This is a genomic window from Nonomuraea sp. NPDC048916 (genome assembly GCF_040649575.1).
Classification (GTDB): domain Bacteria; phylum Actinomycetota; class Actinomycetes; order Streptosporangiales; family Streptosporangiaceae; genus Nonomuraea.
In genome coordinates, this window is record NZ_JBEZFS010000019.1 from 24,110 (window position 1) to 37,437 (window position 13,328).

Sequence of the window (13,328 nt, forward strand, 5' to 3'; positions counted from 1 at the left end):
CGGGCGGACGGCACATGGCTCACTCCGGTTCCACGAGGTACGACTCGGCGGCCAGGCAACTGGAGAAGGCCGTCGCGCGTACCGGTGCGGGCGCAAGGGGCGTGGTGGGCCTGGTGGCGGTCGTCGCCGCGACGCTCGGCGCCGATCCGCCGGTCTCCGCCCTGTGGCTGGCGCCCATGCTGGCGGTCGAACTCCTGTGGACCCTGCCGTTCCTGCGCCTGGCCTGGCGCGGGGGGCCGCTGCCCGCCTGGCTGGTGGCCGGTGACGTGGCCATCACCGTCGCGTTGTGCCTGGCCCAGCGCCGTCTCGTGGCGGAGGAGGCGATCGAGGGCGGAGCGAGCTGGATCGCGGGGCTGGCCACGATGAGCATCATCGTCACCGGGGTCACCTGGCGCCCCAAGGTGGCCGTCCCCGCCGGGCTGCTCGTGGCGGGCGCGTACCTGGCCGGTGTGCGGCTCGCGTCCCCGGGCCAGGACGTGACCGGCACCCTGGGAGTGCACCTCGTACAGATCGTCTCGATCGCGGTGCTGATGACGCTGCTGCGCCGTTCCGCCGCCCTGGCCGACGCCTTCCTGCGGGAGAGCGCGCGCGCCGGGGTCGCGCTCATGGTCGAACGGCTGCGGCGCGAGGACGAGCTGAGGCAGGTCGGCAGCGTCCACGAGACGTCGCTGCACACGCTGACGATGGTCGGCCTGGGCACCTACGACCAGCCCTCGGCCACCCTGCGCGGGCAGGCGGCGATCGACCTGGCCGCGCTGGAGAGGCTGCGTGACACGCCGCGGGCCCCCTCCGCCTCCGCTCCTTCCGCCTCCGCTGCCATCGCCCTCGACACCCTGCTGGACGAGGTGGCCGGCCGGGCGGCGGGCCTGGTCGTCCACCGGCGCCTGACCCCGGAGACGGTGCCCGGCGACGTCGCCGAGAGCTTCGCCCGCGCCGTCACCGAAGCCCTGGCGAACGTCGTCCTGCACGCCGGCGTCGGCGAGGCCCGGCTGGTGTCGAGCAGGCACGACGGCGAGATCCGCGTGGAGGTCGCCGACGAGGGCCGCGGATTCGAGACGCACCGGTTGCCGCCCGACCGGTTCGGAGTCCGCGGATCGATCCTCGACACGATGCGGGCCCTGCCGAACGGCGGCGCCGAGATCTCCTCCGGCGGCCTGGGCACCCGGGTCAGCCTGTGGTGGCGGCCATGACCGACGACATCGAGCAGGTGGCGTGGCGCTACTCCCGCTACACCGCGATCGGCGCCGTGGTGATCGCGGCGGTCTGGCACACCGGCTACGACCTCACGGTCACGATCACCGGCTGGCAGTCCTTCCGCTGGCCGGCGCTGGCGGCGGCGGCCTGGATCCTCTACACGGTCATCGGCGTGATCGCAGCGCTGGCGCTGCTGCGCACCTCGCGCCCGCCGGCCGGAGTGCGCGAGCTCGCCGTCGCCGTGCTGGCCGTGGACGTCGCGGTGATCGTGTCCTGCCGGCCGGAGGACCTGCTCGGCTCCATCGACTGGGGCTGGGGCTCCGTGGGCTGGCTCGGCGTCGTGCTCCTGTGGAACACGCCGCGCCCGCGGCGCGAGCTGATCGTGTTCCTCGCCGCCAACGCCGGCATCATGCTGGCGGCCATGGCCGTGACCGGGACCTACGACCGCGTCTCCATCGCCAAGTACCTCGTGGTCATGGTCGGCGCCGTCACCCTTCAGCTCGGCTATCTGGCGGGCTGCCGCACCCTGCGCGAGCGCGCCGAGGACGCCGTGCTGCTGGCCCGCCGGCTCGCCGCCGACGACGCCTGGCGGGAGTCCGCCCGGCGCATCCACGCCGACCGGCTCCACAGGTACGCCGCGATCCGCGACGTGGCCGAGTCGCTGCTGAAACAGCTCGCCGACGGCGCCGATCCGGGCGATCCCCGCGTACGCGCGGACTGCACGGCCGGGGCCATGCGGCTGCGCCGCCTCATCACCGAACGGGAGGACGTGCCCGACGAGCTGGTGTCGGCGCTGCGCGAGCGCATCGACGCGGCCGAGCGGCGCAAGGTGCTGGTGACGGCGCCGCCGTTCGGCGAGAACCTGCCCCACCTGCCCGAGGGCGTGCGGGAGGACCTGCTCAGAGCGCCGATCCGGGCGCTGGACGGGGCCAGATCGCGGGCCAGGGTCACGGTGTCCGCGATGTCCACCATGGTGAGCGTGGCCGTCGTGGCGGACAACGACGACCTGCCCATCAGCGCGACCCCGGTGCGCGAACCCAGCGGGGTCGTCGTCACCTATCAGCGGCAGGAAGGCGAGGTATGGATCAACAGCATCTGGCAGGGCCCGTGACGGTCGCCCTGGTGGAGGACCACCAGGTCGTGGTGGACGGCGTCAGGTCGTGGTTCGGCCCGCCGAGCCCGGTGGAACTGGTCGCCCAGGGGCCCACCATCGAGTCCGTCCGTGACGTGGCCGCCGACGTGCTGCTGCTCGATCTCAACCTCAACGGGACCATGGTCATCGACCGCGTCGCCGAGCTGTGCGGAGGCGGGCAGCGGGTCATCGTCTTCTCCGAGCACGAGGAGCCCGAGACGGTGCGCGTCGTCCTGGACGCGGGGGCCTCGGCGTTCATCGGCAAGGGGCGGGCCACACGGGAGTCCTGCCTCGAGACCATCCTGGAGGTGGCCGCCGACCGGCCGAGCGTGACGCCGCCGATGGCGCAGGCGATCGCCACCGACGAGGGCCCGCACCGGCCGCACCTGTCCGACAAGGAGCGGGCCGCGCTGTTGTTCTGGTTTCAGTCGATGTCGAAGGCGTCGGTGGCCGCCCGGATGGGGATCAAGGAGCGGACCGTGCGCCAGTACATCGACCGGGCCCGGGTCAAGTACGCGGCGGCCGGGCGGCCCGCGCCCACCAAGGAGAAGCTGCTCATCTGCGCCATCCAGGACGGCCTCGTCCGGCCCGACGAGGTGACCGTCTACACCTCGCTGGCCGCCCGGGCAGCGGAGGAGCTCACCTAGCGGGGCCCCGGACGATCCGGTGAGGGCCCCGCCGCCGCGTACCCGCGGTGATCAGGCACTCGGGCGGCGAGCGGCGGCCTCGAAGAGCAGGTGCTCCCGTCCGGGACGGCAGACGAACTGCAGCCCGACCGGCAGGCCGTCCACCGTCCCGGCCGGCACGGTCAGCGCGGGCAGGCCGAGCACGTTCCACGGGCTGGTCAGCGCGAGCAGGGCGGCCCGCACGGCGACGGGCCGGCCGTCGAGCTCGGTCTCGCGCTGGTCGAGCAGCGGGGCGGTCAGCGGCACGGTCGGCAGCGCGAGCACGTCGTGACGGCCGAACAACGCGCCGGCGACGACCTCGGCCAGCCGGGATCGGGCGCCCATGGCCCGGACGTATCTCCAGCCGGGCATCTCGGTCGCGACGCGCAGGCGTTCGAGCACCTCGGGGTCGAACAGCTCGGGGGCCTCGGCCAGCCGGCCGGCGTGCACCGCTGCCGTCTCGCTGCTCTGGATGGCGGTGTAGGTCTCCAGCAGCTCCCCGGCGATCCCCGCGGGCAGCCGGAGCTCCTCCAGGGGCCCGGCCGCCGCGCGCGTGGCGCTCACCACCCGCGGGTCGCAGGCGAACAGGCCGGCGGGATCCAGCCAGGCCACGCGCGCGGGCCCGGTGTCCTCGGGCACGTCGGCCAGGGCGAGGCAGCGGTAGGCGTGCAGGCAGTCGTGCCCGTCGGCCGCGAGGACGCCGACGTGGTCGAGGGTCTCCGACAAGGGGAAGACGCCGTCCGCCGGTATGGCGGCGTACGCGGGCTTGAATCCGGCGACCCCGCACAGCGCGGCGGGAATGCGAACGGAGCCGCCGGTGTCGGTGCCGAGCGCGAGCGGGACCATGCCCGCCGCCACGGCCGCCGCGCTGCCGCCGCTGGAGCCGCCCGACATGCGCGCCGGATCCCAGGGGTTGCGCGAGGAGCCGTTGGCCGAGCGGTCGCCGGTGGGACCGTAGGCGAACTCGTGGGTCGTGGTCTTGCCGACGATGACGGCGCCGGCCCGGCGGAGCCGCGTCACGCACTCGGCGTCGGCGTCGGCGACCTGGCCGGCGAAGTGCCGTGACCCCATGGTCACGGGCAGGCCGGCGACCATGATGAGATCCTTCACGCCCACCGGCACGCCGTGCAGCGGGCCCCGGTCGGCGCCCTCGGCCAGCTCGCCGTCCGCCCGCCGCGCGGCGGCCCGCGCGCCGTCGGCGTCGACGCTCACGAACGCGTTGAGCGACGGATCGAGCCCGGCGATGGCGTCGAGCGCCCGCTCGACCAGCTCGGCCGACGTGGTGCGCCGCCCACGCAGGTCGCGTGCGAGCCCGGTGATGGTACGGCCGGTGAAAGGGCCGGGGGAGATCGGCATGGGGCCCCTTTCGTAGGTATGCGGAAGATCGTAGTAGCCCGGAACGCCTCGCGAACGGCGCGGGGGACCCCGGCGCCGGACGCCGTCACTTTGCCATTCCGAGGACCCCGCATGAGGAGAGAAAGGTAAAGAATTGAAACGCCGAACCCTTACGCGCCAGGGGATTCCGTTAGGGAGACCCTAACCTCGCTTGCATTCGTCTATGCGATTCACTTACCTTCGATGGTATTCGCGGCGCGCGACAGGGGCTGAAGGAGATGCCCGCGTGGCCGTTCAATTGCCGAGACCGCGTCCGGCCTGCATGAACATCTAGCTGCAGGAGCGGCGCGGCCGCCGAATCCGCGACATCGCGAAACCGGGGACCCACTTCTTTTCTGGGGTGAATCGGCCGCTCTCCCAAAGGGCGGTCCGTAGGGCACTTCCACGCCCGAACCCGACAGCTAACCCGGTAGGCGGCATGGAAGCAAGGAGCAATTCAAGTATGGCCAAGAACATCCTTCAGCACGCCCATCTGCCGGCGAACGCCGCCCGGTTCGCCGTCGGGCTGACCGTCGCGGCCGGCGTGGCCTTCGCCGGTTCGCCGGCCATGGCGACCGGACCCCAGGCGCAGACCAACCCCTCGCAGCCCCTCGCCGTCGCCGCCCCGGCCGCCCCGGCCTCCGCGGGCAACACCGGCCAGGTCAGCATGCAGAGCGTGCTGCAGGTCGCCGAGTCCCAGATCGGTGTGAAGGAGAACGCCGCGGGTGGCGGGACGCCGTACCACAGCTGGTACATGTCCTCGCCGCGGGCGATGGAGACCCTGGCCCGCGACGGCGGCGGCAGCCCGAAGCTGTACGCCAACGCCCCGTGGTGCGCCATGTTCGTCTCCTGGGTCGGCGAGAAGGCCGGCGCCCGAGCCTCGATCGGCTGGGACGCCTACACCGTCACCTACGCCGACTGGTTCAAGGCCAACAAGCGCTGGGGCGACGTCGCCAAGCCCGGCGCCGTGGTCTTCTACGACTGGAACGGCGGCAAGAGCACCAGCGGCGTCGACCACGTCGGCCTGGTCAAGAAGGACAACGGCGACGGCACGATCACCGCGATCGAAGGCAACACCGGCAACGGCAAGGTCGAGGAGCGAGTCCGGCCGAAGGCGCACGTCACCGGCTACGGCTACCCCGAGTACAAGGCCTGACCGGAGACGGCCTGACCGAAGGCGCGGGGCGACGCCCCGCGCCTTCGGCGATCTCCGTCCAGACGGGATCCGCGCCCCGGTCACCGTTCCGGAACGGCGGCGGCGAAGCCGCGCACCCGGCTGGGCCGGCCGCCCGGTAGGTTCTCGCGGTGATGGACACGATCGCGGTCACCCTGGCCACCGCGGCCGGCGTCTTCGCCGGGACCAACGTCGACGACCTCATCGTGCTCACGGTGTTGTCCCTGTCCTCCCGCGCGCACGGGGTGCCGAGGCCGTGGCGGATCTGGGCCGGCCAGTACGCCGGGATCGGCGCTCTGGTGGCGGTGTCCGCGGTCGCCGCGCTGGGGTTGAGCATCGTGCCCGATCAGTGGGCCGGCCTGCTCGGTCTGATCCCCTTCGCCCTAGGCCTGCGCGGTCTGGTCACCGCCGTGCGATCCCGCCAGGCCGCATGGACCGGGGACGTGTCCGGCGTGGCCGGCTTCGAGGGGGACGACGGAAGGTTGAGCCGATCTACCGCGGTGGGTTGACGACAGGGTGGCGACGCCGGCGTATATTGCAGCCAAGATCGGCCAGTGGCCGTGACGGACCCTTCCCTGCCTCACTCCCCGCCTCACTCCCCGGCGACGCGGGCGAGCGGGGCCGGCCCCTCGTTCGACGCCATCCACAGGACTGCCCGGACCAGCCGGAGGAGAGTCGAGTGAACCCACGCGGACACCCGCCCGTCACGTTATCGGAGCAGTGACGGCAGTGACGGCAGTGACGATGAAGGACGAGCGCGCGAGGTCAGGTCTCCGTCACACCACACGACGTGTCGCGGCAGCCGCCGGAGCGGCTGCTTTCTTCTTTTCCGGCACAGCGGTCACGCCCCCGGCGATCGCCGCCTCGGAAACGGGACGGGTGGCGCGCCAGGCTTCCGGCGCCGCCACGGAGCAGGGAGCCCTGTCGGCGGCGCGGCGGACCGGGGAGCGCGTCGAGGTCGGCTCCCTGCGGACCGAGACGCGCACGGTCTACGCCACCCCCGGGGGCGTCTTCGTACTGGAGCAGAACGCCCGCCCGATCCGCGTACGCCAGGACGGCCGCTGGGCAGACGTGGACACGACACTGAGGCCGCTGCCGGACGGTTCGGTGGCCCCGGCGGCGACGGCGGCGCGGCTGCGGTTCTCCGGCGGCGGCGAGGCTCCGATGGCCACGGTCTCCCGGGGCGCCAAGTCGCTGGCCGTGTCATGGCCGGGCGGGCTGCCGGCTCCCACTCTCGACGGTCCCACGGCCACCTACGCCGAGGTGATGCCGGGCGTGGATCTCCAGGTCACGGCCGACGTGGACGGCTTCTCGCACGTGCTCGTGGTGAAGTCGAGGCAGGCGGCCCTGAGCGGGCGGCTGGATCGGCTGCGGTTCTCGCTGCGGTCCGAAGGATTGTCCGTGCGGCGCAGCCGGGGCGGCGGGGTCGAGGCGGTCGACCGGGCCGGCGCGGAGGTGTTCGTCGCCCCGGTCCCGCTGATGTGGGACTCGCCCGCGACTCCCGAGGGCCGGCGCATGGCCCCGGCCACCAGGCCCGGCGAGGGCCCGAGCCCGGGCTCCCGGCACGAGGCGATGGGGCTGGAGCTGGCCGGCGACACGATGACCCTCACCCCCGACAAGGACATGCTCGCCGCCCCCGGGACCCGCTACCCGGTCTACCTGGACCCGTCGGTGTCGGCCCCGCGCAGCTCGTGGACGTCGGTCTGGAAGAAGTACCCGACGACCAACTACCTCAACTCCAGCGACGTGGCCCGCGTCGGGCATGAGAACGAAACCGGCCAGACCAACCGCTCCTTCTTCACGATGAACACCGGCTCGGCCATCCACGGCAAGCAGATCATCAAGGCCACGCTGCGCACGTACGAGACCTGGTCGTGGTCGTGCACGAAGAAGGCGGTCGAGCTGTGGCTCACCGGCACGATCAGCAAGTCCACCACCTGGAACAACCAGCCGTCGTGGTCGCAGAAGCTGGACACCGAGACCGTGGCCAAGGGCTGGAGCGCGTCGTGCCCGGCCGGCGGCGTGGAGTTCGACGCGACCGAGGCGGCGGTGAAGGCGTCGGCGGGCAACTGGCCGACGATCACGCTCGGCCTGCGGGCGACCAGCGAGACCGACACGTACGCGTGGAAGAAGTTCCGCAACAACCCCGTCCTCGTCGTCGAGTACAACAGCGTGCCGGCCACGCCGGTGGCGGCCGACGCCTGGGCGGATCCGGGCGGGGCGTGCGTCTCGGGCGCCGCCCGGCCGGTCGTGGGCACCGCGACGCCGAAACTCTGGGCCAAGCTGCGCGACGACGACGACTCGGTCATGGGCCGCTTCGAGTGGTGGGACACCGGCGGGGCCATGGTGGGGGAGCACGTCACACCCGTCGCCTCGTCCGGCAACGCGTTCTACGCCACCATCCCGGCGGGGGCGTACGGGAACGACTCGGTGATCCGGTGGCGGGTGCGCGCCGAGGACGGGATCGCCACGAGCGAGTGGAGCCCGTGGTGCGAGATCGGCGTCGACACCGCCGCGCCCGGCCGCGAGCCGGTGGTGACCTCCGCCCAGTACCCGGAGAACGGCTGGGGTGACGGGCTCGGCCGTGCCGGGAGCTTCACCTTCGGGGCGAACGGGGTCGCCGACGTGACGGCGTTCCTCTACGGGCTCAACACCGCCCCGGTCACCGAGGTGATGGCCGATGCCGCGGGAGGGACGGCCACGGTCCGGCTCACCCCGAGCGAGGACGGCCCGAACGTGCTGTCGGTCCGTAGCAGGGACGCCGCCGGCGAACAGGGACCGATCCGCAGCTACGTGTTCAACGTCAGGGACGGCACGGGCCCCGCCGGGCACTGGAGGCTCGACGAGGGCCAGGGCGGCACCGCGGCCGATTCGGCGGGCTCCCACCCAGCGACGATGACCGGCGGCGCCTGGATCGACGGCCGGGCGGGGAAGGCGCTGCGCTTCGGCGGCGCCGGTCAACACGCGGTGACCGGCGCGCCGATCGTGCCGACCGAGGACAACCTCGCCGTCTCGGCCTGGGTACGGCTCGGCGGCACGGAGCTCCCGGCGCACAACGTCGCCGCGGTCAGCCAGAGCGGCGAGCTGCACAGCGGGTTCTGGCTCGGCTACCGGTCCAGCGCCAAGTCGTGGGCGTTCATGATGAACCACTCCGGCGGCACCTCCCAGACGGTGTGGGCGTCGAACGCGGCGGTGGTGCCGAAGGCCGGGGAGTGGACCCACCTGACCGGCGTCTACGACTCGGCGGCGAAGGCGTTGTCCCTGTACGTCAACGGCACCCGGACGGCCGGTCCCGTGGCCTACCACGGAGGCGCGGGACCGGCGACCGCGCTGCAGTTCGGACGGGCCCTCTACCAGGGCGGCATGACCGACCCCTGGCCGGGTGACGTGGACGACGTGCGGGTCTACGACCGGGCGGTGTTCGCCGACGAGGTCGCGCTGCTGGTCAGCCACGCCGCCACGCTGACGGGGCACTGGAAGCTGGACGAGGGGGCCGGCGTGAGCGCCGCCGACGCCGCGGCCCGGACCGGCCCGCTCACCCTGGGCGGCGCCGCGGCGTGGTCGAACGGCTGGCTCGACGGCGCGCTCTCGCTGGACGGGGCCGACGGCCACGCCCAGGCGGGCGGGGCCGCGATGCGCACCGACCAGAGCTTCACCGTCACCGCCTGGGCGCAGCTCGACGCCCTGCCTCCGGGCGACGCCGCGGCCGTCGCCCAGAGCGGGACCCGCGCCAGCGGCTTCGTGCTGGGATACGCCGCCGACGGCCCGCGCTGGATGTTCGGCATGGCCACCGCCGACGCGGACGCAGCCCCGGTGGTGCGGGCCCGCTCGGACGCCGTGCCGTACGCGATGGAGTGGACGCACGTCGCGGGCGTCTACGACGCCCTGGCGCGCAAGCTCCGGGTCTACGTCGGCGGGCACCTCGTGGCCACCACCGAGGTGGACCACTCCAGCACCTGGAACTCCGCCGGGCCGCTTCAGCTCGGCCGGGCCCTGCGCGACGGGGCCATGGCCGGCCACTGGCCCGGAACCCTCGACGACGTACGCGCCTACCAGGGCGCCTTGGGTGATCTGGACATCGCCCGGCTCGCCGCCGAATAGCCCTCTCGCCTGATCACCGCCCTCTGGATGGTGAGGACGGATGCCCGAGACGCGGCCGTGGGACGAGCTCGTCCTACGGCCGGACCCGCAGGTCGGCGAAGAGCGCGCGGTGGTCGGATCCCGGCAGGTCGCGCACCCGCACGGCGACCGCGCCGGCCCGCGCGTCCGTCAGCACGTGGTCGATGGCCACCAGCGGCGGCAGCGCGCGTCCCTTCGGCCAGGTGGGCACCAGGCCCTGCCCGGTGGCCGCCGCCGCGTCGGTGTAACCGGTGGCCAGCAACCGCCGGAAGACCGCGTGGTCGAGCGTCGCGTTGAAGTCGCCCACCAGCAACCGCGGCGTCCCGGCCGCCGGCGCGGCCGGCAGCGCGGCGATCCCGGCCTCCCACTCCGGCACCGTCGACGGCACGGGCGCGACCGGGTGCACGACGACCACCTCCACCGGCGAGCCGCCGGGCAGCGCCACCTCGGCCACCGGCATGTGGTGCCCGACCGGCTTGAACGACCCGGACCGCTCGCGCAGGGGATGGCGCGCGTACACGCCGCTGCCCTCCGGCCCCCGGGACTCCGGCTGGGTGACCTGGTACGGCAGCAGCCCCGTCAGCCCGGCCGCGTCGAGCCGCCGCATGGCCGACCACGTCAGCTCCTGCAGGCTCAGCACATCCACGTCGAACTCGCGAACCAGGTCGACGATCACCGTCACGTCGCCGCGCCCGCCGTTGAGGTTCGCGGTCAGCACCCGTAACGGCCGCCCCTGGGCGGAAGTGGAGGCGGAGGCGGGGGCGGCGCCCGGGTCGCCCACCACGCGCGGCGCCACGCACCAGACGAGGCAGGCGCACACCGCCAGCATGAGCGCGATCGCGGCCCTGCTCCGCACGGCGACCGCGAACGCCAGCACCACCAGCGCCGCCACCGTGAAGTACGGCGTGAAGGCGACCAGCGGCACCAGGAGCACGCCCCGCTCCAGCCCGCCCACCCGCACGGCCGTCCCCACCGCGAACAGCACGGCCAGCCCGACGGCCACCCGCGCGCCCCGTATCCGGCGGGGCCGCGCCCGCCGCGTCGTCTCCGTGTCACCTTGCGTCAGCACAGCCGCACACCCTAAGCGGCGATCCTTAAACGCGGATGAGGATCCGGAGCCGTGAGGCGCGGGCGCCTCGGTGCGCGCGGATCGATGACCGGCCCGGCGGGCACTCCGGGCGACGGGTCCGGCCCGCCGGGTGGCCATGGTGGGAGACTTCTGAGATGAGCCCTCCTCAGGTGACCTACGACGATGTCGTCGCCGCACGGGAACTCCTCGCCGGCGTGGTGGTCCGCACGCCCGTGCTGGACTCGCGAGCGCTTTCCGACGTGATAGGCGGGCCGGTCCACCTCAAATGCGAGAACCTGCAGAGATCCGGGTCGTTCAAGGTCCGCGGGGCCTACGTCAGGATCGCCCGGCTCACCGAGGAGGAGCGCGGAAGAGGGGTGGTGGCGGCCAGCGCCGGCAATCACGCCCAGGGGGTGGCGTTGAGCGCACGGCTGGTCGGAGCCAAGGCGACGGTCTACATGCCCGAGGGGGCGGCGCTGCCCAAGGTGGAGGCCACGCTGGGTTACGGCGCGGATGTGATCTTCGCTGGGCATACCGTGGACGAGGCGCTCGCCGCGGCGAGGGAGCATGCGGAGCTGACCGGAGCCGTGATCATCCATCCCTTCGACCACCCGGACGTGATCGCCGGGCAGGGCACGATCGGGCTGGAGATCCTGGAACAGCTCCCGGCCACCGGAACGATCGTGGTGCCGATAGGCGGTGGAGGGCTGGCGGCCGGGCTCGCGCTGGCGGCCAAGACGCTGCGGCCGGGGGTGAGGATCGTGGGCGTTCAGGCTGAGCGCGCCGCGGCCTATCCCGCCTCCCTGGCGGCAGGGCATCCGGTGATGGTCGATCTGTTCCCGACGATGGCCGACGGCATCGCGGTGGGACGCCCGGGGAAGCAGCCCTTCGAATTGATCCACTACCTGCTCGACCGGGTGGTCACGGTGACCGAGGAGGAGATCTCCCGGGCGCTCGTGTTGTGCCTCGAACGCGCCAAGCAGGTCGTCGAGCCGGCTGGAGTCGTGGGGGTCGCCGCCCTGCTGGCCCATCCGCGGGCCTTCGAGCCGCCGGCGGTCGCGGTGCTGTCCGGCGGCAACATCGACCCCATGCTGCTGGCGCGGGTGCTCCGTCATGGCCTGGCAGCCGCGGGGCGTTACCTGGCCCTGCGGGTGCGGCTCCCGGACCGCCCGGGAGCCCTGGCGGGGTTGCTGGCGGATCTCGCCGCTCTCCGGGTGAACGTGCTGGACATCGTGCACGAGCGGTTCGGATCGAGATTGCACGTGGACGAGGTCGAGGTGCAGTTGCAGCTCGAAACGAGGGGTCCTGAGCATTGCGCGGAAGCGCTGGAGACCCTGCGAAGAGACGGCTGCGAGCTCATCTTCGGCTGAGTGTGGTGGGTCGGCGTGAGACCCGTCCCAACGGCATGAGGCCGTGCCTATAGCATGTGTCCTTAGGCTCCGAGCGTTCCTCCGACCTCTCGGGGGGCCTGAGCCGCAATCTAAGAGTGTGATGCGACATGAGTAGTGCTCGCAAAACCGAAGGCCACGCCGCCACGGAGCCCGCCCAGCGAAATGAGGCCGGCAAGCGGGCCCAGCACGCGACCAACGCGCAGTGGCTCAAAGACAATCCGGCCGCGATGCCGCAGGTGAGCGCGGGCCGCTGGGCAGTGTACGATCGCGCCGGCCACCTGTGCGGCCACCTCGTCGGCGGCGGCCCGAGCCGCGAAACCCGCTTCAAGGCGATCATCGCGGCCAACGAGTGGATGCCTCCTGGCAGTGCGCCGGGCAGCTATGGCATCACCCTGCACGATGCCGGGGCGCACCTGCTCGACGACGGCGTGGGCGACGAGGAGACATCCTCCTGAGCTCCGCCGGACGGTCCTGGATCTGAGACACGGGCGCACAGTCCCTGGAGTCCAAGGCCACCGCACGGCATCCTCGTGCGGTGGCCACGCGGAGCATCCGTGGCTGTGCGCGCGTTCAGCCGCCCTGGGTGTAGATCGTCTTCCAGCGCGAGCACTTGCCGACCGGGCGCGTGGCGTTGCCCCGGCACACCTGCACCCTGATCTGCAGCACCCCGCCGACGCTCTTGCTGAACGAGCCCGTGCCCGGCACGCAGTTGTACACGCCATGCGTCCGCCAGCGGCCGTTCTGCGCGCTCTGGCGCCGGATGAGCACCCACGAGCAGCCCTTGCCGTAGGTGTCGTCGAGGTATCCCTTCACGATCAGCCCCGACTGCCCGACGACGACGCGTCCCCACGCGGTCGCCTTGCCGTCGGTGGAGTGGACGCCGCCCCACTTCCAGGAGGTGGGATCCGCGGCCGCGGCGGTGCCCTGGGCGGCGAGGGCGGCGAGGGCGATGGTGGCGGCGGCCATGCCGGTCAGGACGCGGGCGGCGATGCGCATGAGAGGTCTCCCGGGGTGGTCGGTCGTCGGCACGTCCCCAAGGAATATCGGTCCGCTCTTGTGTGCGGCTTGGAACTGGATGGGGCCGCTCGCGGCCACCGGCGGAGGCGGCCCGTCGACCTGCGAGCCTGCCGACCTGGGTCCAGACCGGCCGCCCCTCGTGCCCGGCCGTGGCGCGCCGTTGGAGACGCGTCTCACCCTGAGGGCCATCCGG

At 72.9% G+C, this 13,328-nt stretch carries 11 protein-coding genes and 1 riboswitch; of the genes, 8 read left to right on the top strand and 3 right to left on the bottom strand.

Annotation, left to right across the window (positions count from 1 at the left end; all coding sequences use genetic code 11):
• Nucleotides 1–14: 14 nt before the first annotated feature.
• The 3 genes from AB0C16_RS21690 to AB0C16_RS21700 are packed head-to-tail and all read left to right on the top strand — an operon-like array spanning nucleotide 15 to nucleotide 2,973.
• Complete coding sequence (locus AB0C16_RS21690) at nucleotides 15–1,190, top strand: ATP-binding protein (RefSeq protein ID WP_357685547.1); 1,176 nt, start codon at nucleotides 15–17, stop codon at nucleotides 1,188–1,190.
• Nucleotides 1,187–2,305 carry a hypothetical protein gene (locus AB0C16_RS21695; protein WP_357685549.1) on the top strand — a complete coding sequence of 373 codons (1,119 nt, stop codon included), beginning with the start codon at nucleotides 1,187–1,189 and terminating at the stop codon, nucleotides 2,303–2,305. The genes AB0C16_RS21690 and AB0C16_RS21695 overlap by 4 nt, the downstream gene beginning before the upstream one ends.
• Complete coding sequence (locus tag AB0C16_RS21700; protein ID WP_357685552.1) at nucleotides 2,275–2,973, top strand: response regulator; 699 nt, start codon at nucleotides 2,275–2,277, stop codon at nucleotides 2,971–2,973. Before AB0C16_RS21695 ends, AB0C16_RS21700 begins: the two co-directional genes overlap by 31 nt.
• 51 nt (nucleotides 2,974–3,024) lie before the next feature.
• On the opposite strand, the gene AB0C16_RS21705 is transcribed toward AB0C16_RS21700, so the two are convergent.
• Nucleotides 3,025–4,347: an amidase gene (locus AB0C16_RS21705; RefSeq protein ID WP_357685554.1), complete on the bottom strand. Its 1,323-nt coding sequence runs from the start codon at nucleotides 4,345–4,347 to the stop codon at nucleotides 3,025–3,027.
• 321 nt (nucleotides 4,348–4,668) lie between these two features.
• A riboswitch (cyclic di-AMP (ydaO/yuaA leader) is annotated at nucleotides 4,669–4,817 on the top strand.
• Nucleotides 4,818–4,828: 11 nt separating this feature from the next.
• Here AB0C16_RS21705 and AB0C16_RS21710 point away from each other — a divergent pair.
• The 3 genes from AB0C16_RS21710 to AB0C16_RS21720 all read left to right on the top strand — a co-directional run bounded on the left by AB0C16_RS21710 (nucleotide 4,829) and on the right by AB0C16_RS21720 (nucleotide 9,640).
• Nucleotides 4,829–5,521, top strand: a complete 693-nt coding sequence (locus AB0C16_RS21710) for a CHAP domain-containing protein (RefSeq protein WP_357685556.1) — start codon at nucleotides 4,829–4,831, stop codon at nucleotides 5,519–5,521.
• A gap of 152 nt (nucleotides 5,522–5,673) precedes the next feature.
• Nucleotides 5,674–6,048 (top strand): cadmium resistance transporter, encoded by a 375-nt coding sequence (locus AB0C16_RS21715; RefSeq protein ID WP_357685764.1) that lies wholly within the window; start codon nucleotides 5,674–5,676, stop codon nucleotides 6,046–6,048.
• A 370-nt stretch (nucleotides 6,049–6,418) separates the two neighbouring features.
• Complete coding sequence (locus AB0C16_RS21720; RefSeq protein ID WP_357685558.1) at nucleotides 6,419–9,640, top strand: LamG-like jellyroll fold domain-containing protein; 3,222 nt, start codon at nucleotides 6,419–6,421, stop codon at nucleotides 9,638–9,640.
• Nucleotides 9,641–9,713: 73 nt separating this feature from the next.
• On the opposite strand, the gene AB0C16_RS21725 is transcribed toward AB0C16_RS21720, so the two are convergent.
• On the bottom strand, nucleotides 9,714–10,727 hold the full coding sequence (locus AB0C16_RS21725) for an endonuclease/exonuclease/phosphatase family protein (RefSeq protein ID WP_357685559.1): 1,014 nt from the start codon (nucleotides 10,725–10,727) through the stop codon (nucleotides 9,714–9,716).
• A 155-nt stretch (nucleotides 10,728–10,882) separates the two neighbouring features.
• Between AB0C16_RS21725 and ilvA the strand changes: the two genes are divergently transcribed.
• Both ilvA and AB0C16_RS21735 read left to right on the top strand, forming a co-directional pair.
• Nucleotides 10,883–12,097 carry a threonine ammonia-lyase gene (ilvA, locus tag AB0C16_RS21730; RefSeq protein WP_357685562.1) on the top strand — a complete coding sequence of 405 codons (1,215 nt, stop codon included), beginning with the start codon at nucleotides 10,883–10,885 and terminating at the stop codon, nucleotides 12,095–12,097.
• 128 nt (nucleotides 12,098–12,225) lie between these two features.
• Nucleotides 12,226–12,573, top strand: coding sequence for a hypothetical protein (locus AB0C16_RS21735; protein ID WP_357685564.1), 348 nt, complete (start codon nucleotides 12,226–12,228; stop codon nucleotides 12,571–12,573).
• A gap of 115 nt (nucleotides 12,574–12,688) precedes the next feature.
• On the opposite strand, the gene AB0C16_RS21740 is transcribed toward AB0C16_RS21735, so the two are convergent.
• Nucleotides 12,689–13,114, bottom strand: a complete 426-nt coding sequence (locus AB0C16_RS21740) for a hypothetical protein (RefSeq protein WP_357685567.1) — start codon at nucleotides 13,112–13,114, stop codon at nucleotides 12,689–12,691.
• Between the last annotated feature and the right edge of the window lie 214 nt (nucleotides 13,115–13,328).

What these genes read in the sequence shown, in the direction of transcription:
- AB0C16_RS21690 (WP_357685547.1), top strand. Translation starts at nt 15, where the DNA reads ATGGCTCACTCCGGTTCCACGAGGTACGACTCGGCGGCCAGGCAACTG.
- AB0C16_RS21695 (WP_357685549.1), top strand. Translation starts at nt 1,187, where the DNA reads ATGACCGACGACATCGAGCAGGTGGCGTGGCGCTACTCCCGCTACACC.
- AB0C16_RS21700 (WP_357685552.1), top strand. Translation starts at nt 2,275, where the DNA reads ATGGATCAACAGCATCTGGCAGGGCCCGTGACGGTCGCCCTGGTGGAG.
- AB0C16_RS21705 (WP_357685554.1), bottom strand. Translation starts at nt 4,347, where the DNA reads ATGCCGATCTCCCCCGGCCCTTTCACCGGCCGTACCATCACCGGGCTC.
- AB0C16_RS21710 (WP_357685556.1), top strand. Translation starts at nt 4,829, where the DNA reads ATGGCCAAGAACATCCTTCAGCACGCCCATCTGCCGGCGAACGCCGCC.
- AB0C16_RS21715 (WP_357685764.1), top strand. Translation starts at nt 5,674, where the DNA reads ATGGACACGATCGCGGTCACCCTGGCCACCGCGGCCGGCGTCTTCGCC.
- ilvA (WP_357685562.1), top strand. Translation starts at nt 10,883, where the DNA reads ATGAGCCCTCCTCAGGTGACCTACGACGATGTCGTCGCCGCACGGGAA.
- AB0C16_RS21735 (WP_357685564.1), top strand. Translation starts at nt 12,226, where the DNA reads ATGAGTAGTGCTCGCAAAACCGAAGGCCACGCCGCCACGGAGCCCGCC.
- AB0C16_RS21740 (WP_357685567.1), bottom strand. Translation starts at nt 13,114, where the DNA reads ATGCGCATCGCCGCCCGCGTCCTGACCGGCATGGCCGCCGCCACCATC.